Source organism: Streptomyces sp. NBC_01635, from assembly GCF_045209715.1.
GTDB classification, from domain to species: domain Bacteria; phylum Actinomycetota; class Actinomycetes; order Streptomycetales; family Streptomycetaceae; genus Streptomyces; species Streptomyces hirsutus.
The window spans coordinates 5906514-5926646 of record NZ_CP109277.1 but is presented as its reverse complement, the minus strand read 5'-3'; the positions used below and the strand labels follow the sequence as shown (position 1 = coordinate 5926646).

Below are 20133 nucleotides of genomic sequence, written 5' to 3'. Positions count from 1 at the left end.
CCTAGCTGAGGCGCACGCGCGGGTCGATGTACGCGTACGTGAGGTCGACGATGATGTTCAGGATCAGGATGAAGAAGGCCCCGAACAGCATGACGCCCATCGTCACGGGCAGGTCCTTCGTCAGTGACGAATCGACCGCGAGACGTCCGATACCGGCCAGATCGAAGGTGAACTCCGTGACCACGGCGCCGGACAGCAGTGCGCTGAGGTCGATACCGAGGATCGTGACGATCGGGATCAGCGAGCCGCGCCAGGCGTAGCGGAAGAAGACGTACCGCTGCCTCATGCCCTTGGCGCGGGCGGTGCGGACGTGCTCCTCCTGCAGTTGCTCGATCATGGTGGAGCGGGACATACGGGTGTACTGAGCGGTGAAGATCGTGGCCATCACGGCCCACGGAATGATCATGCCGGCGGCCCAGGCGAACGGGTTCTCGGTGAACGGCTGGTAGCTCGGGTTCTCCATCCAGCCGGTCTGGTAGACGACGATGCCGAGGACGATCGGGCCGAGGAAGTAGATCTGGAACGAGCTGAGCACGATCGAAGCACCGCTGACGGCCTTGTCGGCCACCGTGCCGCGCTTCCACGCGGCGAGCAGACCCGCGCCGAGACCCACGAGCAGGAAGATCACCAGACCACCGACGGTCAGCGACAGCGTCAGCGGGAAGCGGTCCATGATCGAGTCCCAGACGAACTCGCCGCTGTCGAAGGACATCCCCAGGCACGGCGCGGAGCAGTGTCCCTGAGTGAAGTCCCGCCCGGCCACGATGCCCCTCATGAACTCCCAGAACTGGGCGGTGATGGGCTTGTCCAGGCCGAGGTTCTCGCGGATCACCGCGATGTTCTCGGGGGAGCAGTTCTTGCCGCAGGACAGCTCTGCGAAGTCCTGGGGGATCGTATAGAACAGGAAAAACGTGAAGGCGCCGATCAGGAACATGATGACGACGGCGCCGATCAGCCTGCGGATGAGGAACTGAAGCATGGCGGGTGAATGCTCTCTTCGGAACGCGGCGGCAGGGAGGGGGTACCGGCCGCGGGGGTGCGCTCCGCCTGGCGCACACCCCCGCGGTCAGCCGAGCTGACGGGTTACGGCTGCTTCAGGTACAGGTCGTTGATGTTGATGTAGCTCGACTCGTTGCTGTACGTGGCGCCGCCGATGTTCGAACCGTAGAGCTGGATCTGCTTCGAGTAGTAGACCGGGGCGGCCGGGTTGATCTCCTCCACGATGCGGTGGTGAGCCTGCTCCCAGGTCTTGGCGGCCTCTTCCGGCTCCTGGGTCAGGGCCTTCTTGATGAGGTCGTTGACCTGCTTGTCGTTGATGTGCGAGTAGTTCGACGCACCGTCGGCGACGAGTTCACCGTCGTAGACCGGGGTGATGACCGTGGAGGCGGACGGCCAGTCCTGGCCCCAGCCGGTCATGTAGATGTCGTACGGGTTCTTCAGCTTGCCGATCTGCTCGTAGAAGCTGGCGCGGTCGATCTCCTTCGCCTGGACGTCGTAGCCGATCTTGTTGAGCGCGTCCTTGATGATGACCATCTGGGCTTGGCCGCGCGGGGTGTTGGAGTAGGCGTAGGAGAGCTTCGTCCCCTCCTTGACACCCGCCTCCTTCAGCAGCGCCTTGGCCTTCTCCGGGTCACCGTTGGGCTTCTTCAGCTTGCCGAACGGGTCGTACGTCGGGTCGAAGTTCGGCAGGGTCGGGGCGAGCAGACCGCCGGCGACCTCACCGCCGTAGCGACCACCGTCCGCCTGGACCATGGACTGGTTCGGGATCGCGTACGTGATCGCGTCGCGGATCTTCTTGTCCTTGATCCGGTCCAGGTTGAAGTTCAGCTGCCACACGTAGGGCTGGTAGCCCTGGATGGTGCGCTTCTTGGCGTCCGCGTCGCCGATGACCGTGGACATCTGGGCCGGGTCCACCGAGTCGGTGAACTGGATGGCGTTCTTGGCCTCGCCCTGGTCGGCGATCAGACGCTTGGTCTGGCTGGGCTGGCCGACGGTGCTGCTGAAGTTGTAGCCGTCGACGTACTGGTGACGCACCGCGTCCGTCTTGGCGTCCCACTGGTCGTTCTTGACCAGCTTCATCGACTTGCCCGGCTTGTGCTCGGCGATCTTGTACGGGCCGAGGGACTTCGGGGCCTTGTCGTACTTCTCCTTCGTGTCCGCCTTCTCGGGCACGATGGAGTAGCCGGCCATGGCCAGGGCCTGCGGCAGGTCCGGGCGGGGCTGGTCGAAGTGGAAGACGACCGTCTTGTCGTCCGGGGTCTCCAGCACGGAGTCCGGCAGGTGCTTGCCCTTGTAGGGGCCGTCCGGCAGCGCCTTGCGGTAGTCGTTGCCCGAGAGCCAGGACTGGACGAAGGTCGGACCGTCGAAGATGACCTTGGAGTACAGACGCTCGATGGTGTGGCGGACGTCGGCCGAGGTGATGGCCTTGCCGTCCTCGTCCTTGATGCCGTCCTTGAGTTCGAACGTCCAGGTCTTGCCGCCCTCGGAGGACTTGCCGGAGTCGGTGGCGATGTCACCGACGACCGTCAGGTTGCCGTCCTTGTCCTCCTGGAAGTTCGTCAGACCCCGGTGGATCAGGTTGGAGAACTGACCGGCGTCGCTGACGTAGATCTGCCCCGGGTCCATGTGGGTCAGGTCCGACTGCATGTACACGCTGATGAAGCCACCGGGCTTGGCGCCGGCGACCTCTTCGGCCGGACCGTTGGACGCGGCGGCGTCACCGTAGGCGACCGGGTCCTGCTGCTTGGCGGCGTCCTTCTGGGACTTGGCGTCGTCCTTGCCCTTGTTGTTGCTGCCGCTTTCGCTGGAGCAAGCGGTCAGGGTCAGCGAGCCGGCCACGAGGGCAACAGCTATGGCACGCACGGTACGCGTTCTGATGGGCTTCATGATGCGGATGCACCTACCTGTCATTAGTTGTCCACGAGTGCTGCCTGACGGTCCGAAAGTCGGAACGGGGGCGGCAGCTCCCCCACCCACCAATGGACGGTTCAGCGTCCGGTCTTGGGGTCGAATGCGTCCCGGACGGAGTCTCCGAGAAGGTTGAAGGCGAGCACGAAGACCACCAGTGCCACGCCGGGGAAGAACATGAACATCGGGTCCTGCTCGTACACTTCGGAGCCGATGGCGAACATCCGGCCCCAGTCCGGGGTCGGCTCGACGAAGCCGACACCGATGTACGAGAGGAAGGCGATGGAGAGGATCGTTCCCGGCAGGATGTAGGTGGCCTGCACCAGGATCGGGGTGACGATGTTCGGCAGGATCTCCTTGCGCACGATGCGCCAGGGAGAGGCACCGGACACCTTCGCCGCCTCCACGAACTCCCGGTCCGCCAGCGACAGCACGGAACTGCGCACCAGACGGGCCAGACCCATCCAGCCGAGGAACCACATCACCAGGGTGATCGCCACGGCCCGCAGGTAGGTGGGGGTCTCGTCCTGCGGGGAAACGAACATCGCGGTCACCACGGGCATGAAGGCGATGAAGAACAGCTGCTGCGGGAAGGCCAGGAAGAAGTCCGTGACCCGGCCCAGCCAGTAGTCCACCCGGCCGCCGAAGTAGCCCATGACCAAACCGATGAGCACACCGGTGAGCACGCACAGCGTCGTGACGACCACGGCCATGTACAGCGAGGTGCGGACGCCGTACAGCAGCATGGTGAAGACGTCACGCCCGAGCTTGGGCTCGACGCCGAACCAGAACTCGCCCGACATGCCGCCGAAGGAACCGGTGGGCATGGCGAAGTCGTCCAGGAGGAACGGGAAGTCCGGCTCCTGGGCGTAGAGCGTGTAGGGATCCTTGCCGTACACCTTCGCGATGAGCGGTGCGAGCGCGGAGACCACGAAGAAGAAGATCACTACGCACGCGGACACCACTCCGGTGCGGTCGCGCTTGAAGCGCTGCCACATCAACTGGCCGGGACTGCGGCCCGCGAGCTTCTTCGGCTCCTGGGCGTCGCCCTGCGGCTCGCTCTCTTTGTCCAAGACGGAAGAGGCCTCAGCACCCTCGATCTCGGTTGGACTCGTCATGATTCGTCCGTTTCACAGGTGTTGGAGGTCGTCGGGAGTGCACAAGCGGCCCGACGGCCTTCGCACGGCGTACGTCATTCGAAGCGCGCGACTGGAACAGCGACTGGAGGTCGACCCCACCGCTGGGGGACCCTGACCCGGGACCGGCGCCGGCCGGACCCGGGCCGGGGCAGTCAAGGAAGTTCGCGACGCCGGATCGTTGCCTCGGCCTCGAGAGCGGGAACGTGAACGGGGCTGAACGTACCCGCGGGGTCCGCACCTGTCATCGGGGACGACGCGACCCATATGGCGCTTGTAGCACCTCGCATGGGTTCCTCCTCATGAATTCACTGGTTCACCGCAAAGGGGAGCACACGACATGTCTTCGTTCACCGCCCGTCACTGGTGTCGGAGATCGTCAGGTGCTCCCTGACCCGCGGGCCCGCATCGATGACGCGTGACCCGTTCGGCCGAGTTCTACGCGCCTAACTATCTGCCATGCGACAAGACCGAGCCACACCCACGAGGTCTCGGTTCGATCACAGCTAGGTACTACATCTTCCAAAATCCGGACAAAGGGTTTCGTCGGAGATCCCTGCGAAACGGACTTGTTACACATCTATCGGGGGTGCGCGTCCGCATACCGGACACGCGTCTCAACAAAATCCATTGCGAATAGCGCGGTCCCCGTGCAAGGTCCTCAAAGGACTGTCGTGCACTCAACACGCTTGGACGACAAGGCCGTTGGCCTTCGAGCCGCGTATCGGGCGCGAACTCGACCACGCCGGCGCGACGGTCGTCCGCTCCGGGAGAAGGGTAGTGGGCATTGCCCACTTCAGGGGCATCTCCCGGCAAGATCGAGGGTTATCCCTACCTTCCTCTTTTGCTCCCCTTCGCCACGACACCGCGCCGCGGCATTGCGCCCTGACATTGCGCCGCGCTGTTCCGTACCGTTCCGGCCTGTTCCGTACTGTTCCGACTTGTCCCCGTCCGCTGATCCGGCGCGCATTCCGCCGCCCGCACGAACGGCACCGGGCACCCCTGCGTTCAGGGGTGCCCGGTGCCGTATGTGTCCGCGTGCGCGGGGCCGAATGCCGGCCTGTGGATCAGCCGTGCTTGGCGCGGCTCGCGGCGCGGGCGCGCTCGCGGCCGTCCAGGTTCACCTTGCGGATGCGCACGGACTCCGGGGTCACCTCGACGCACTCGTCGTCGCGGCAGAACTCCAGCGACTGCTCCAGCGACAGCTTGCGCGGCGGGACGATCGCCTCGAACGAATCGGCCGAGGCCGACCGCATGTTGGTGAGCTTCTTCTCCTTGGTGATGTTGACGTCCATGTCGTCGGCGCGGGAGTTCTCGCCGACGATCATGCCCTCGTACACCTCGGTGCCGGGGTCGGTGAACAGCACACCGCGCTCCTGCAGGTTGGTCATCGCGAACGCGGTGACCGCGCCGGCGCGGTCGGCGACCAGGGAGCCGTTGTTACGGGTCGTGAGCGGCCCGAACCAGGGCTCGTGGCCCTCGTGGATGGAGTGCGCGATACCGGTGCCCCGGGTCTGGGTGAGGAACTCGGTACGGAAGCCGATCAGACCGCGCGAGGGCACCACGAACTCCAGGCGCACCCAGCCGGAGCCGTGGTTCGACATGTTGTCCATGCGGCCCTTGCGGACGCCCATGAGCTGCGTGACCGCGCCCATGTGCTCCTCGGGCACGTCGATCGTCATCCGCTCGACGGGCTCGTGCACCTTGCCGTCGATCTCCCGGGTGACCACCTGCGGCTTGCCGATGGTGAGCTCGAAGCCCTCCCGGCGCATCTGCTCGACCAGGATCGCCAGCGCCAGTTCGCCTCGGCCCTGCACCTCCCAGGCGTCGGGACGGCCGGTGTCCAGGACGCGCAGCGAGACGTTGCCGATCAGCTCGCGGTCCAGGCGGTCCTTGACCTGGCGGGCGGTGACCTTGCGGTCCTTCACGGCCGCCTTCGCGTCGGCGCCCTTGCCGGTGCTGCCGCGGCCGACCAGCGGCGAGGTGTTGGTGCCGATGGTCATGGAGATCGCGGGCTCGTCCACCGTGATCAGCGGCAGCGGGATGGGGTTCTCCGGGTCGGCCAGGGTCTCGCCGATCATGATGTCCGTGATACCGGCGACCGCGCAGATGTCACCCGGGCCGGCCTTCTCGGCGGGCTTGCGGGTGAGCGCCTCGGTCATCATCAGCTCGGAGATCCGCACGTTGGACACGGACCCGTCGCGCTTCATCCAGGCGACCGTCTGGCCCTTCTTCAGCTCGCCCTGGTGGACGCGGAGCAGGGCGATCCGGCCGAGGAAGTTGTCGGCGTCCAGGTTGGTGACGTGAGCCTGGAGCGGGGCGCCCTCGTCGTACGTGGGGGCCGGGACGTGCGACAGGATGGTGGAGAAGAACGGCTCCAGGGAGTCGGAGTCGGTCGGGACCGTGCCGTCCGCCGGCTTGGTCAGCGAGGCGATGCCGTCACGGCCGCAGGCGTAGACGATCGGGAACTCGATCTGCTCCTCGTCGGCGTCCAGGTCGAGGAACAGGTCGTAGGCCTCGTTGACGACCTCGTCGATACGCGAGTCCGGCCGGTCCGTCTTGTTGATGCACAGGATGATCGGCAGCCGCGCCTGGAGCGCCTTGCGCAGCACGAAGCGGGTCTGGGGCAGCGGGCCCTCGGAGGAGTCGACGAGCAGCACGACGCCGTCGACCATCGACAGGGCACGCTCGACCTCACCACCGAAGTCGGCGTGGCCGGGGGTGTCGATGATGTTGATCGTGATCGGGTCCCCGCCGTCCTTGGGGTGGTACTTCACCGCCGTGTTCTTGGCGAGGATCGTGATGCCCTTCTCACGTTCCAGGTCGCCGGAGTCCATCATGCGCTCGTCGACCTGGTCGAGCTGGTGGGCGGCGAAGGCACCTGCCTGCTTGAGCATGCCGTCGACGATGGTGGTCTTGCCGTGGTCGACGTGGGCGATGATGGCGACGTTGCGGATGTCGTGACGCTGGATGGACAAAGCCATGAGTTGGCGTACTCCCGGAATGGTGAGAAGCGCCCTGCGCAAACGGCTGTGGTGCGCGGGCCCTGCCGGGCTGAACACGCCACGGCCTCTCCCCATGGTACGGGCCCTCGGCACCGGGGGCTCGCCCTCCTCCTCCGGACCGGCCCACCGGACCCGTCACACGGGGTGATCAGGACTGATCAGGAATCCGTATCCGACTCCGTATCCGAGCCCGTATCCGACTCGGTGTCCGAGCTCGGGGCGAAGTCCGGGTCCGAGCCCGATTCCGAGGCGGAGACGGAGGCGGGCGGCTCGGCGGGCTTCTCCCCCGGTGTCCCGGCCGGGCCCCGCGCGCCCTTCTTCAGGTAGCCCATGTCCTCGTAGACCGGGGTGCGGAATCCGAAGGCGCCGACGTTGGCCAGATCCTTGCGGGCGGCGGTGAGCTGGGGGCGCTGGTAGAGGGGGATCGAGCCGGCCGCCGCCCAGATGCGGGCGTCCGCCTTGCGGATCAGCTCGGCGCGCTTCGCGTCGTCGAGCGTCGCGAGGGCCTGGTCGAAGAGCTGGTCGACCTGGTCGGTGCCGACCCGGGTGTAGTTCTGCTCGATGTTCAGCGAGCCGTCGGCGGCCGGCACCGGCTTGGCGTAGACGGGGCGGGCGTCGGTGGCGGGGAAGGCGGTCGCGGGCCAGGAGTAGAGGGCGAGGTCGTACTCCCCGGAGGCGATGTGGTCCGTGAAATAACTCTCGTCGTCGACCTTGGTGATCTCCGTGCGGATGCCGACCCGCTCCAGCATCTTCGCGATCCGGCCGGCCACGGTGGAGAGGACCTCCGAGCCGGGCCCGGAGGGGAGCACGAAGTCGAGCGTGAGCGCCTTGCCGTCCTTGGCGAGCGGGGCGCTCTCGGCCCGGGCCGGGGCGGCGGTGCCCCGGGGCGCGTAGGCGCCGGGGACACTGCCCCGCTTCAGCCGCGTGTGCTGGGCGCCGTCCTGGGCGAGGTGGTCGTCGCCGTTGTCGCCGTCGCTGTCGGCGTCACCGTGCTTCTTGGCGTCACCGTGCTCCTTGGCGTCACCGTCGTCCTCGCCGACGATGTACGTGCCGTCGTCGTCCGCGCCCTTGTCGGACGATGCCGCCTTCTCGCCCTTCCCGCCGGCGGCCTTCTCCCCCTTCTTCTTCTCCACCGGGCCGCCCGGCACCCAGCCGGCGTCCGCGAGCAGGGCCCGCGCCTCCTTGGCGTTCTGGTCGCCGAGGGCGCCGCTGCTGTCTGCGTAGGCGGTCTGCCCGGCGAGCGCGAGGTGGCTGCCGACGGGCTCGGCGGGCAGCCCGAGCGGCTTCAGGACCGCTTCCGCCAGGTCCCGCCGGTCCAGGGCCCGGGCCACGGCGCGGCGGACCCGTTCGTCGGCGAGGGGGCCCTCGGCTCCGTTGAGGGCGAGCTGGGTGTAGGCGGGCTCCAGCGACTTGCGCACCTCGAAGCCGCTGAGGGCCTGCCGCTCACGCGCGAGCTCCGCGGCGGCCTCGCGCCGCTCCTCGCGGGCGGCGGCCTCCTTGTCGGCGGCCTCCTCGTCGGAACCGTTCGCGACGGCCCAGGAGCGCAGGGCCTTCGCCGCGGACCGGCCGGCCCCGCGACCGGCGGCTCCGGGGCCCATCAGGGGCGTACCGCCCTCGTCCGCACGGCTCGGCGCGCTCGCACTCCCGCTCGCACTCCCGCTCGCACTCCCGCTCGTGCCCCCGCTCTCACTCCCGCTCGTCCTCGTGCCCCGCGGGCCGGCGGCGACGGAGATGCGGCGGGCGGCCGTGGCGTCGATCTCGGCCAGGTCCAGGGTTCCGGCGGTGAGCGCGGCGACGCGTTCGTCACGGGGCACCTCGCGCAGCACGATCGTGGAGAGCCGGGCCGGTTCGCCCCACCAACGGGCGTTGCGGGTGAGGGTGACCTCGTCGTCCTCGCTGTCGACCTTCTTCACCTTGAACGGGCCGGCGGTGACCTTCAGCTTCTTGCGGGCCCCGTCGTTGAAGGAGTCGGGGGTGCCCATGACGTCCTTCGGGTACAGCGGTGCGAACAGCGACTTCCAGTCGGCGTAGGTCCGGTTGAAGGTGACCTTGACCTCCAGGGCGCCCTTGCCGCCCTCGATCTTCTCGATGCGGTCGTAGCCGGCGTTGCGGGCGGTCCAGTAGGCGGAGTCCTTGCCGGACAGGGCGCGCCACTGGGCGGCGAAGTCGGCGGCGCCGATCTCCCGGCCGTCGCTCCAGAGGGCCTGCTGGTTGAGCTTGTAGAGGACGACCTGCTTGGGCTCGGTCTCGACGACCTCGGCGGACTCCAGGTAGTCGGGGTTGCGCACCGGACGTCCTCGGCTGTCCATCCGGAACATCGACGGCAGCACGGCCTGGGCGATCCGGGTGGTGGTGGCGTCGGCGTCCGCCTGGAAGGTGTTCAGGGTGTCCGGGACGGTGTCCACGCCCCAGCGCAGGGTGCCGCCGTCGGCGACTCTCGCGCGGTCGGCGCGGGCGATGTCCCCGCCGGCGAGGGGCCGGCCGGCCGGATCGTCGTCGGAGCTGCATCCGGCCAGCGCGGGTACTGCGAGCGCGCCCGCGGTGAGGAAGGCGACCGAGCGCATGACCGCGCGCGGGCCGACGCCGTCGTGGGACATCTCTGGTTACCTCCGTGAAGCCGCGGGCGTTATGATCACTTTTGTTGGTATTTAGATTTCATCTGAATGTATGCGGCCACTGAAGAGGAAAGGGTTCGGCAACCAAGAGCGACACGGCGGCCACGGATCGGAAGGGCACCCGTACGGCGTACAACACCGCGCGGTGCACCCATGCGCCTCGGCCAATCGATGCACATCCCTTCACAGCGCAAGGTGTGACGCGCAACACTCGCAGGCGCATGAACGTTGCCGCCTTGGGCCTGAAGGACCCTGAAGGACCCGCGAGAAGTGAGGGCAAGTCATGTCCGTGCACGACGAACTGGCATCCGTCCAGCGCAATCTCGACGACCTGATCCGGTCGGTGGGGCGCCTGGAGAAGCAGCTCGGCAGCGGCGGCCTGGAGATGCGCCGCGTCCGGTCCGACACCAACCATCTACGTGAGAGCGTCGCACTGCTCCGGGAGACGGCCGTCACCACGCCCGGTGTACCGAAGCGGACCGACCTCGTCACCATCTCCGACGCACCGTACGACCCGTCCCTGTGGGTGGACACGGACGACGAAGGGCTCGGCGCACGCGACCGCCACGCTCCCTGATCCCTCCTTCCCCTCCCCCACCTCGCAGGACCCGACGCGCCCCCCGACCCCGACCGGAGCGGACAAGTGGCCACTGGTACGGAACCTCCCGCCACAGACCCCCAACCCCGACGTACCGGTGTGAGAACCGGTACCCGCGCCGCGATCGCCGCTCCGCACCTGCGGACCGACCGCTGGTGGCTGGCCCCGGCCGCCACCGCGGCCGGTCTGCTCGCCTTCGTCGTCTACTCGACCTGGCGGGCCCTCTCGAACGCGGACTACTACGCGGCGCCGTACGTCTCGCCGTTCTACTCCCCGTGCCTCGCCGAGAACTGCGAGCCGATGCGCGGCGGGCCCAACTGGGAGCTGTTCGGAAGCTGGTGGGGCCTCTCGCCGGCGATCCTCATCCTGATCTTCCCGCTCGGCTTCCGCCTGACCTGCTACTACTACCGCAAGGCCTACTACCGGGGCTTCTGGGCGTCCCCGCCGGCCTGCGCGGTAGCCGAGCCGCACAAGAAGTACACCGGGGAGACCCGCTTCCCGCTGATCCTGCAGAACGTCCACCGGTACTTCTTCTACGCGGCACTCCTGGTCGCCCTGGTGCTGACCTACGACACCGTCCTCGCCTTCCGCGACGAGCACTACGCGTGGGGCCACATGGGGCTCGGCACCCTCGTCTTCCTGGTCAACATCGCGCTGATCTGGGCGTACACCCTCTCCTGCCACTCCTGCCGGCACATCGTCGGCGGCAAGCTCAAGCACTTCTCCCGGCATCCCGTGCGCTACCGGATGTGGCAGTGGGTGGGGCGGCTGAACGCCCGGCACATGCAGCTCGCCTGGGCGTCGCTGGTGAGCGTGGCGGTCGCCGACCTCTACGTCTATCTCGTCGCGTCCGGCGCCTTCGACGATCCGCGTTTCTTCTGACCCTCCGAGTGTTCTGCGCTTTCCATGAGTGCTGTGAGTGCTGCGAGTGCTGCGAGTTCTCGCAGGTTATGACGGTTTCCGACGAGTGGGGCCTTTGAGATGACCGTGGTCGACCGGCAGGAATGGGACGTCGTCGTGGTCGGTGCGGGCGGCGCCGGGCTGCGCGCCGCCATCGAGGCACGCGAGCGGGGCGCCCGTACGGCGGTGATCTGCAAGTCGCTGTTCGGCAAGGCCCACACCGTGATGGCCGAGGGCGGGATCGCCGCCGCCATGGCCAACGTCAACACCGGCGACAACTGGAAGGTCCACTTCCGCGACACCCTGCGCGGCGGGAAGTTCCTCAACCAGTGGCGGATGGCCGAACTGCACGCCCAGGAGGCACCGCAGCGGGTGTGGGAGCTGGAGACCTGGGGCGCGCTGTTCGACCGGACGAAGGACGGCCGGATCTCCCAGCGCAACTTCGGCGGCCACGAGTACCCGCGCCTCGCGCACGTCGGCGACCGCACCGGCCTGGAGCTGATCCGCACCCTCCAGCAGAAGATCGTCGCCCTCCAGCAGGAGGACTTCCGCGAGACCGGGGACTACGAGTCCCGGCTGAAGGTCTTCCAGGAGTGCACGGTCACCCGCGTGCTCAAGGACGGCCGCCACGTCTCCGGCGTCTTCGGCTACGAGCGGGAGTCCGGGCGCTTCTTCGTCCTTCAGGCGCCCGCCGTGGTCCTCTCGACGGGCGGCATCGGCAAGTCGTTCAAGGTGACGTCGAACTCGTGGGAGTACACGGGCGACGGCCACGCGCTGGCGCTGCTGGCCGGGGCGCCGCTGCTCAACATGGAGTTCGTGCAGTTCCATCCGACGGGCATGGTCTGGCCGCCGTCGGTGAAGGGCATCCTGGTCACCGAGTCGGTGCGCGGCGACGGCGGGGTGCTGCGCAACTCCGAGGGCAAGCGGTTCATGTTCGACTACGTGCCGGACGTCTTCAAGGAGAAGTACGCCGAGTCCGAGGAGGAGGGCGACCGCTGGTACGACGACCCGGACCACAACCGCCGTCCCCCCGAACTGCTCCCCCGCGACGAGGTCGCCCGCGCGATCAACGCCGAGGTGAAGGCGGGCCGCGGCTCCCCGCACGGCGGGGTCTTCCTGGACGTGTCCACCCGGATGCCGGCCGAGGTCGTCAAGCGACGGCTGCCGTCGATGTACCACCAGTTCAAGGAGCTGGCGGACGTCGACATCACGGCGGAGGCGATGGAGGTCGGGCCGACCTGCCACTACGTGATGGGCGGCGTCGCCGTCGACTCGGACACGGCGGCGACGCGCGGGGTGCCGGGGCTGTTCGCGGCCGGTGAGGTGGCCGGCGGCATGCACGGCTCCAACCGGCTGGGCGGCAATTCCCTCTCCGACCTGCTGGTGTTCGGGCGCCGGGCGGGCCGGCACGCGGCCGAGCACGCGGCGGGGCAGGTGCGGGAGCGGCCCCGGGTGGACGACGTCCAGGTGGACGCCGCCGCCGCGGAGGCGCTGCGCCCGTTCTCGGCGGAGAGCGGGGCCGGCGAGGAGGGGGACGGGAGCCCTCCGGAGAACCCGTACACCCTGCACCAGGAACTCCAGCAGACGATGAACGACCTGGTCGGCATCATCCGCCGGGAGCACGAGATGGAGCAGGCCCTGCGGAAACTGGCCGAGCTGCGGGTACGCGCCCGGCGGGCCGGTGTCGAGGGGCACCGCCAGTTCAACCCGGGGTGGCACCTCGCCCTGGACCTGCGGAACATGCTGCTGGTCAGCGAGTGCGTGGCGCGGGCCGCACTGGAACGTACCGAGTCGCGCGGCGGCCACACCCGCGAGGACCACTCCGCGATGGAACGCGCCTGGCGCAACGTCAACCTGCTGTGTGCGATGGCCGATCCGACGGGCGGCGTCGCGGCCACCGCCCCGGAACGCGGCCAGATCGTCCTGACCCGTGAGACCACCGAACCCATCCGCCCCGACCTGCTCGCCCTCTTCGAGAAGGAGGAGCTGGTGAAGTACCTCACCGAAGAGGAGCTGTACGAGTGAGCAGCTATGAGGCCCGCTTCAAGGTGTGGCGCGGGGACGTGCGGGGCGGCGGCCTGGAGGACTTCCGGGTCGAGGTGCACGACGGCGAGGTGGTCCTCGACATCGTCCACCGGCTCCAGGCCACCCAGGCCCCCGACCTCGCCGTCCGCTGGAACTGCAAGGCGGGCAAGTGCGGTTCGTGCTCGGCCGAGATCAACGGCCGTCCGCGACTGCTGTGCATGACCCGGATGTCGGTGTTCGACCGGGACGAGACGATCACCGTGACCCCGCTGCGGGCCTTCCCGGTGGTCCGCGACCTGGTGACGGACGTCGGCTTCAACTACACGAAGGCCCGCGAGGTGCCGGCCTTCGTGCCGCCGGAGGGCGTCGGGCCCGGCGAGTACCGGATGACGCAGGAGGACGTGGAGCGGTCGCAGGAGTTCCGCAAGTGCATCGAGTGCTTCCTGTGCCAGGACACCTGCCACGTGGTCCGCGACCACGAGGAGAACAAGCAGGCCTTCGCCGGCCCGCGGTTCCTGATGCGGGTGGCGGAGCTGGACATGCATCCGCTGGACGCGGCCGACGAGTCCGGCCTGGACCGCAAGCGCACGGCGCAGGACGAGCACGGGCTCGGCTACTGCAACATCACCAAGTGCTGCACGGAGGTGTGCCCCGAGGGCATCAGGATCACGGACAACGCGCTGATCCCGCTGAAGGAACGGGCGGTGGACCGCAAGTACGACCCGCTCGTCTGGCTCGGGACCAAGATCCGGCGCCGGTCGGCACCGTCCTGACGCCCCGGGCCCTCGACGTCCCCGGCGCCCCCGGGCGTCGGGGGCCCGGGGGACTCAAGGGCTCGGGGGCTCGAGGGCTCAGGGAGCCGGCGACTCGGGGGTTGAGGGGCGCGGAGGGCTCGGTGAGCGGGCCCTGGCCGGTCAGTCGGTTCCGGAGGTGCCCACCGGGGTTTCCACCGGGGTTTCCGCCGCCCGCAGATAGCCGGAGTGCGCCACCTGACCGAGGAAGGTCAGCCTGGTGTCGGTGGCCATGTGCTTCTCGAAGGCCTCCTTGATCCCCGGCCACTTCGGGTGCCCGAAATCGTCCAGGACGACGATGCCGCCGGGTGCCACGATCCGCTCGGCCCACTCCAGGTCCGCGGCGACACCGGCGGCCGAGTGGTCGCCGTCCACGACGATCACACCGTAGGAACGGTCGGAGACCAGGGCCCGTACCTCGGGGTCCTCGGAGAAGCCCTGCTGGATCCGGGTCGCCGTACCGGCGGCACCGGCCAGGGCGAGATTGGCGCGCACCGCCGCTCCGCGCACCGGGGTCCCGGTGACGTCGCCGGTCATGGAGGTGCCGGGCTGGAGCTGCGTTCCCGCGAGCGGGTCGACGATGGTCAGCCTCGGATCGCGTCCGGCGCGCTCCATCATCCGGATCAGGCCCGCGCCGAACATGCCGTACAGCGTGCCGATCTCGAGGATCTCGTCGTTCGGCGGATCGAGCAGGGGGACGGCGGAGAGCTTGCCGCAGATGTTCATGGTGCCGCCGGCGATCCGGCCGACACCGAGCGCCTCCAGGGCGATGAGCAGCCGGAAGGCCTGGGCGACGTTGCGTTCCGCGCCGTCGCGGTCCCCGGTGACCCCGGTCAGCTCCGTGACGGTCCGCTCCAGGTGGGCGGCGGAGGGAAGCCGGGACGCGCCGCGCCCCGTCCCGTCGAAGAAGAGCTCCAGGGGACGCTGGCGGTTGCGCAGCGTCCTGAGCTCCTGTCGCAGCGGTTCGCCCGCGGTGTCCGCGAGGGCGCGTCTGATCTGGCGCTGGATGCGCTGGTCGATCAGTTCGGCGATCGGACGCAGGCCGCGCCGGGCGACCTTGCTGGTGAGTAGCGCTCGCATGGGTCGGTGATCCTCACAGAGGTGGGAGGTGGCACCGACCGTAGAGGGCGGACCGGACACCCACAACGAACGCCGCCTCCCTGCTGCGAAAACTCTCGATGCCGACGGGCTGCCGTCATGGAGTGTTCACCCAGTCTTTCCGGTACGCGGCCCAGTCCTCCTCCGTCGCCGCGAAGTCCACGTAGAGGGCGACCCCGAAGTCCGGCCGGTCGGCGTCGGCGCGGGACAGTCCGAGCCGTACGCCGCGGACGGCGGCCGGGACGGTCTCGGCGTGGGCCCAGTGGCCGAACCGGTTCTCCTTGAAGAAGGGCAGGCCCATGAGCAGGTCGGTGCCGGGCGGGGTGGCCTCCAGCGCGAGCGCGGTCTGCTGGGCGACGTACCCGCCGTAGGTGCCCTCCAGCGGCTGCATGGTGTCGTACGACATGACGGCGATCTGGTCGACGCGGCGCGCGACCTGCCCGAAGAACTCCTGCGACCACCACTTGGGATGGCCGGTGACCGCGCCCCAGAAGGAGTGGAAGCCCGGGAGCGGGTCGATCTGGTGGGCGGCGACGGACAGGGGGACGTCGCGGGAGCCCGTCTCCTCGTGCAGGGCGTCGAGCAGCGTGAGGTAATCGCCGTCGCCGGAGTGCAGGGGCTCCAGGTCGAAGTGGACGCCGTCGTAGCCGGTGTCCAGGATCTCCCGGGTGGACCGGAGGATCGCGGCGCGGGACTCGGCGCGCTCCAGGTGCAGTGCCTCGGGGTGCTCGGGGGCCAGGATGTCGCCGAGCCAGGCCTGGACCCGGACGCCGGGGATCTCCCGGTGCACCGAATCGATCAGCCAACGGGCACGCGGGTAGGCGGACTTCGGCAGGCTCCCGTCGTGCTCGAGCGGACCCGAGTGGACGTACAGGTCGCGTATCCCGGTGCCGTCGAGCTGCCGGGCGAGGGCGGTGACGTCGGCGTCCTTCTTCCGCCCGTCGACCCAGGCGTGCCCGAGCCAGAGGGCGTCACGGCCACGGGTGTACGTCCCGTCGGCCGGGTCGCCGGTGAAGTTGACCCGCAGTACCGTCCCGGCGGTCAGCAGCGGCACCAGCACCACGAGCACGACCGCGAGCGTGACCCGCGTGAGCGGGCGTCTCCAGCGCCGGGGCGGTTTCCCTTCGCCCTCCCCCTGCCCCTGCCCCTGCTCGGGCTCGGGCTCGGGCTCGGGACGGGTGTTCTCCACGTCGTCGGGTCCGGACTCGTCCGGCCCGGTGGGCGCCGTGGGCTCAGTGGGCTCAGTGGGTTCGATGGGCGCCGTGGACTTCGCGGACTCGGGTTCCGTGGGCTCCGTACGCTCCGTGCGTGACATCGCGCGTCCCCTCCGCCGCCGGCCCCGTCCGGGCCCGCGGCTGATCTTGGGGAGGAGGACGGCAACGGGAGCGCCGCGGTTGCGGTCAGGCGGCCGTGGGCGCGTGCCGTACGTGCGCGTGCCCGTCCAGGGGGAAGGCGGGAGGTGCGGCGGGAAGGGTGCCGGTCAGGGGGAAACCGGCCTTCTCGGCGACCCGGCAGGAGGCCACGTTGTCGACCTGGTGCAGCAGCTCCAGGCGGGTCAGGCCCTCGTGGGCGAAGGCCGTGAACGCCCAGTCGGTCAGCGCTCTCAGAGCGCGCGGGGCCACTCCCCGGCCCCGCGCGTGGGCGGCGGTCCAGTAGCCCACCTCGGCGGAACCCGAGCCCCTGGCCGCGTACTTGAGGACTACGTTGCCGACGAGCCGCGTCGCGGTGCCGGGTGCTCGCGTCTCCGCCGGGGTCTCTTCGAGTGTCTCCTCCGGCACCTCCTCCACGGCGAACGCGAGGCGGTCCCCCGCCTCCCAGCCCCGCTGCTGCGCCGTCACCCAGCGCGCCGCGCCGGCCTCGTCGTGCACGGCGTCGCTCGTCCAGCGGCGCAGCGCCTCGTCCCGGTACAGCTCGACCAGCCCCGCCGAGTCCTTCGGATTCCAGGGCCGCAGGGTGAGGGTGCCCGCCGTCAGGCGGGTCGGAGTCGCGTGCATACGGCGAGGATAGGAGGACGGGCCGCCCGGCTCCGGGGCCCCGGGGCCGGCGGGACAGGCGGGCGAGGTCAGAAGAGGCTCAGGAGGGCCTCTGCGGGGTCGGTGAGCGCGGTGTCGGCACCGGGGAGGGGGAGTTCGAACCAGACGGTCTTGCCGCGGGGGGTGCGGCGGGAGCCCCAGGCCGCGCTGAGCAGGCCGACGAGCTGAAGGCCGCGGCCGCCCTCGTCGGTGTCGCGGGCGCGGCGGCGGCGCGGCTGGACCAGGCCCGCGTCCCAGACCTCGCAGACCAGGGTGCGGTCGAGGAGGAGACGGAGTCTGATCTCGCCCTCGCCGTACCGCAGGGCGTTGGTGACCAGCTCGCTGACCAGGAGTTCCGTGGTGTCGACGAGGGGTTCCAGGTCCCAGGCGAGCAGTTGGGTGCGGGCGTACTCCCGGGCGCGGCCCACGCTGCGGGGTTCGCGCGGCAGCGCCCAGTCGCCGACGGAGTCGGCGGGCAGTCCCTGGACCCTGGCCATGAGCAGCGCGATGTCGTCCTCGCCGTGGTGGGTATGGAGGGTGTTGAGGACGTGGTCGCAGACGTCCTCCAGGTTCCGGGTGTCGGCGCGCGGCGGCGTCGAGCCGTCGTAGGCGGCGTCGCCCGACGGCCGGACGGGGCCGGTGAGGGCGCCCACGAAGGCCTGGAGGCCCTCGTCGAGGGGATGGTCGCGGCTCTCGACCAGCCCGTCCGTGTAGAGCGCGAGCAGGGCGCCCTCGGGCAGTTCGACCTCGACCTCCTCGAAGGGTTCCCCGCCGACGCCGAGCGGCAGGCCCGGCGGCACGTCCAGCATCAGTGCGGACTCGCCGGGTTCGACCAGGACGGGCGGCAGGTGGCCCGCGTTGGCGAAGGTGCACCGCCTGGTCACCGAGTCGTACACGGCGTAGATGCACGTCGCCAGGTAGATCTCGGAGAGGTCGGCCTCCCGGGGGCGGCGGGCGGCCCGGGTCGCCTGCTGGACCCCGCCGGGGGCGCCGAGGCCCCGGGCGATCTCGTCCAACTGGGAGAGGACCTCGGCGGGTTCGAGGTCCAGCTGGGCCAGGGTGCGGACGGCGGTGCGCAGTTCACCCATCGCCACCGCGGCGCGCAGGCCCCGTCCCATCACGTCCCCGACGACCAACGCGGTGCGGTGGCCGGGCAGTTCGATCACGTCGAACCAGTCGCCGCCGACCTCGCCGGCCCGGCCGGTCGCCGCGCTGCCGGGCAGGTAGCGGCAGGCGATGTCGAGGCCGGACGCCTCCGGGTCGCCGGGCGGGAGCAGGGACCGCTGCAGTATCAGGGCGCGTTCGTGCTCGCGCCGGTAGAGGCGGGCGTTGTCGATGCAGACGGCAGCGCGCGCGGCCAGTTCCACGGCGAGGTCGCGGTCGCGGTCCCCGAACGGCTCGCTGCCCTTGGTACGGGCGAACTGGGCGAGGCCGACCACCGTGTCGTGGGCGACCATCGGCACGGCGAGCGTGGTCCGCACCAGCCCGCCCTCCTCGCCCGGCACCAGTCGCGGGCGGCCGGTGCGCAGGGCGTCCGCGCACGGCGAGTTGAACGCGTAGTTGTGGACGGCGCCCAGTTTGACGGGCTCGCCGGTGACGCTGAACGGCGCTTCGGAGACGGCGCTGGCGAAGGCGACGCGGCGCACGTCCGCACTGCCGTCGGCCAGCCCCGGCGGGGTCTCGTCTCCGGCCAGGAGCCCCTGGTAGAGGTCGACGGTGGCCAGGTCGCAGAAGCCGGGGACGGCGACGTCGAGGAGTTCGCGGGCCGTGGTCTCCAGGTCGAGGGAGTTGCCGATCCGGGCACCGGCCTCGTTGAGCAGGGCGAGGTTGCGTCGCGCGGCGGCGGCCTCGCGGGCGGCGGCGCGGCGGGCCGTGATGTCCGTCGCCAGCCACGCGATGCCGATGGGACGGCCGCTGCCGCTGTGCACGCGGTACAGGTTGATGGACCAGTGACGGCGTCCTTCGGTGCCCGGCACGAAGCCCGTGACGTGCATGTCCGTGATGGATTCGCCGGTGTCCAGCACCCTGCGCATGGTCGCGTCGACCCGCTCGGCCTCACCGCGCGGCAGATAGTCGTGGACGTCCCTGCCCCGGTGGTCTTCGGGCGTACCGCCGAAGATGGACGCGAACCGCTGGTTGGCGCGGCGAACCCGAAGGTCGGGGTCGATCAGCAGGAATCCGAAAGGAGACTGTCCGAAAATGGCCTGCGAAGCGGCGAGATCCGTCTCGATGCTGCGCAGGGTGCGCACGTCGACGACGATGCAGACGGCCGCCCTCTCGCCCTCCTCGGTGTGCGTGGGCATGACGTAGACCTCGGCGAGGGCCTCTCCGCCGGGCTCGCCGCCCTCCTCCGCTTCGGGAAGCCGGAAGGGGACGACCCCGGTCCACTCCCGGCCGTCGAGGATCTCGGCCATCTTGCGCTGGCCCTGCTCGCGCCGGTCCGGGTCGATGAAGGCCGCGATGGGATCCATCCCGACGGCCCGCTCCGCCGGGACGCCGAAGATCTGCTCGGCGCGCAGGCTCCACTGGTCGACCAGTCCGTCGGGGCCGATGGAGAAGGACGCGACCCTGATGTAGTCGTACATGGATCCGGGAGGACTGACCTGCCACGTCCCTCCCGGCGGCGGGAGGTCACCGGCGGACGGACGGTCGTCGGAGGGAGTGGCAAAGGACGAGGCGCCGGTGCCGCCGGCGGCCGATATGTCAGTGGCTGACAAGTGGGCGGACGAGGCATCGCCGGAAGAGAGGCCGTCCGCGGCCTCGGCCCTCGCGCCGTCCGACGGGTCCTTGGACTCCGTGGCCTTCGCTGGTATCTCGCTCACGCGAACCGTCCCCTCCAGCTCACCGCGTCCGGCACCGGTCACCGGGGGCGGCTGCCCGCAGTATCCAGCACTACGGCGCCGCACAACACGGTGTTCACGATCACAGCACGGTCCCGATGCTTTTCGGTCCGGGCTGTGAGAACACTCCCAGTCTTCTAACCAGCGGACACGCCATCGAACCCCCTTCATCGGCAACCATCAGGGGCCTGAACCGGCCGTTCGAC

Annotated in this window: 13 protein-coding genes; 4 read left to right on the top strand and 9 right to left on the bottom strand. The window is 69.6% G+C overall.

Features of this window, described 5'->3' with window-relative positions; genetic code table 11:
• Position 1: 1 nt before the first annotated feature.
• From OHB56_RS27640 to OHB56_RS27620, 5 genes are all read right to left on the bottom strand, one after another.
• Positions 2 to 979, bottom strand: coding sequence for an ABC transporter permease (locus OHB56_RS27640; protein ID WP_055594638.1), 978 nt, complete (start codon positions 977 to 979; stop codon positions 2 to 4).
• Between the two features lie 104 nt (positions 980 to 1083).
• Positions 1084 to 2886 carry an ABC transporter substrate-binding protein gene (locus tag OHB56_RS27635; RefSeq protein WP_055594639.1) on the bottom strand — a complete coding sequence of 601 codons (1803 nt, stop codon included), beginning with the start codon at positions 2884 to 2886 and terminating at the stop codon, positions 1084 to 1086.
• Positions 2887 to 2987: 101 nt separating this feature from the next.
• The gene (locus OHB56_RS27630) at positions 2988 to 4025 is read right to left on the bottom strand and encodes an ABC transporter permease (protein WP_055594640.1); all 1038 of its coding nucleotides are present in this window, start codon (positions 4023 to 4025) and stop codon (positions 2988 to 2990) included.
• A 1085-nt stretch (positions 4026 to 5110) separates the two neighbouring features.
• Positions 5111 to 7027, bottom strand: a complete 1917-nt coding sequence (gene typA / locus OHB56_RS27625) for a translational GTPase TypA (RefSeq protein ID WP_406356255.1) — start codon at positions 7025 to 7027, stop codon at positions 5111 to 5113.
• A gap of 179 nt (positions 7028 to 7206) precedes the next feature.
• Positions 7207 to 9645 carry an ABC transporter family substrate-binding protein gene (locus OHB56_RS27620; RefSeq protein ID WP_406356253.1) on the bottom strand — a complete coding sequence of 813 codons (2439 nt, stop codon included), beginning with the start codon at positions 9643 to 9645 and terminating at the stop codon, positions 7207 to 7209.
• A 301-nt stretch (positions 9646 to 9946) separates the two neighbouring features.
• Here OHB56_RS27620 and OHB56_RS27615 point away from each other — a divergent pair, with 301 nt between their 5' ends.
• From OHB56_RS27615 to OHB56_RS27600, 4 genes are all read left to right on the top strand, one after another.
• Positions 9947 to 10240, top strand: a complete 294-nt coding sequence (locus tag OHB56_RS27615; RefSeq protein ID WP_055594642.1) for a hypothetical protein — start codon at positions 9947 to 9949, stop codon at positions 10238 to 10240.
• A 66-nt stretch (positions 10241 to 10306) separates the two neighbouring features.
• Positions 10307 to 11143: a hypothetical protein gene (locus tag OHB56_RS27610; RefSeq protein ID WP_055598074.1), complete on the top strand. Its 837-nt coding sequence runs from the start codon at positions 10307 to 10309 to the stop codon at positions 11141 to 11143.
• A 99-nt stretch (positions 11144 to 11242) separates the two neighbouring features.
• Positions 11243 to 13186, top strand: a complete 1944-nt coding sequence (locus OHB56_RS27605) for a fumarate reductase/succinate dehydrogenase flavoprotein subunit (RefSeq protein ID WP_406356251.1) — start codon at positions 11243 to 11245, stop codon at positions 13184 to 13186.
• Positions 13183 to 13959, top strand: coding sequence for a succinate dehydrogenase/fumarate reductase iron-sulfur subunit (locus OHB56_RS27600; RefSeq protein WP_388444367.1), 777 nt, complete (start codon positions 13183 to 13185; stop codon positions 13957 to 13959). The genes OHB56_RS27605 and OHB56_RS27600 overlap by 4 nt, the downstream gene beginning before the upstream one ends.
• 141 nt (positions 13960 to 14100) lie before the next feature.
• On the opposite strand, the gene OHB56_RS27595 is transcribed toward OHB56_RS27600, so the two are convergent.
• From OHB56_RS27595 to OHB56_RS27580, 4 genes are all read right to left on the bottom strand, one after another.
• Complete coding sequence (locus OHB56_RS27595) at positions 14101 to 15057, bottom strand: class I SAM-dependent methyltransferase (RefSeq protein ID WP_406356249.1); 957 nt, start codon at positions 15055 to 15057, stop codon at positions 14101 to 14103.
• 115 nt (positions 15058 to 15172) lie between these two features.
• Positions 15173 to 16390 carry a hypothetical protein gene (locus OHB56_RS27590; RefSeq protein WP_406356247.1) on the bottom strand — a complete coding sequence of 406 codons (1218 nt, stop codon included), beginning with the start codon at positions 16388 to 16390 and terminating at the stop codon, positions 15173 to 15175.
• Positions 16391 to 16475: 85 nt separating this feature from the next.
• Complete coding sequence (locus tag OHB56_RS27585; protein WP_406356245.1) at positions 16476 to 17069, bottom strand: GNAT family N-acetyltransferase; 594 nt, start codon at positions 17067 to 17069, stop codon at positions 16476 to 16478.
• Between the two features lie 68 nt (positions 17070 to 17137).
• A complete protein-coding gene (locus tag OHB56_RS27580) occupies positions 17138 to 19909 on the bottom strand; it encodes a SpoIIE family protein phosphatase (RefSeq protein WP_406356243.1) in 2772 nt (923 codons plus the stop codon).
• Positions 19910 to 20133 lie beyond the last annotated feature (224 nt).

Excerpts from the sequence above, each read along its gene's own strand:
- OHB56_RS27640 (WP_055594638.1), bottom strand. The coding sequence starts at position 979 with ATGCTTCAGTTCCTCATCCGCAGGCTGATCGGCGCCGTCGTCATCATG.
- OHB56_RS27635 (WP_055594639.1), bottom strand. The coding sequence starts at position 2,886 with ATGAAGCCCATCAGAACGCGTACCGTGCGTGCCATAGCTGTTGCCCTC.
- OHB56_RS27630 (WP_055594640.1), bottom strand. The coding sequence starts at position 4,025 with ATGACGAGTCCAACCGAGATCGAGGGTGCTGAGGCCTCTTCCGTCTTG.
- typA (WP_406356255.1), bottom strand. The coding sequence starts at position 7,027 with ATGGCTTTGTCCATCCAGCGTCACGACATCCGCAACGTCGCCATCATC.
- OHB56_RS27620 (WP_406356253.1), bottom strand. The coding sequence starts at position 9,645 with ATGTCCCACGACGGCGTCGGCCCGCGCGCGGTCATGCGCTCGGTCGCC.
- OHB56_RS27615 (WP_055594642.1), top strand. The coding sequence starts at position 9,947 with ATGTCCGTGCACGACGAACTGGCATCCGTCCAGCGCAATCTCGACGAC.
- OHB56_RS27605 (WP_406356251.1), top strand. The coding sequence starts at position 11,243 with ATGACCGTGGTCGACCGGCAGGAATGGGACGTCGTCGTGGTCGGTGCG.
- OHB56_RS27595 (WP_406356249.1), bottom strand. The coding sequence starts at position 15,057 with ATGCGAGCGCTACTCACCAGCAAGGTCGCCCGGCGCGGCCTGCGTCCG.
- OHB56_RS27590 (WP_406356247.1), bottom strand. The coding sequence starts at position 16,390 with ATGTCACGCACGGAGCGTACGGAGCCCACGGAACCCGAGTCCGCGAAG.
- OHB56_RS27585 (WP_406356245.1), bottom strand. The coding sequence starts at position 17,069 with ATGCACGCGACTCCGACCCGCCTGACGGCGGGCACCCTCACCCTGCGG.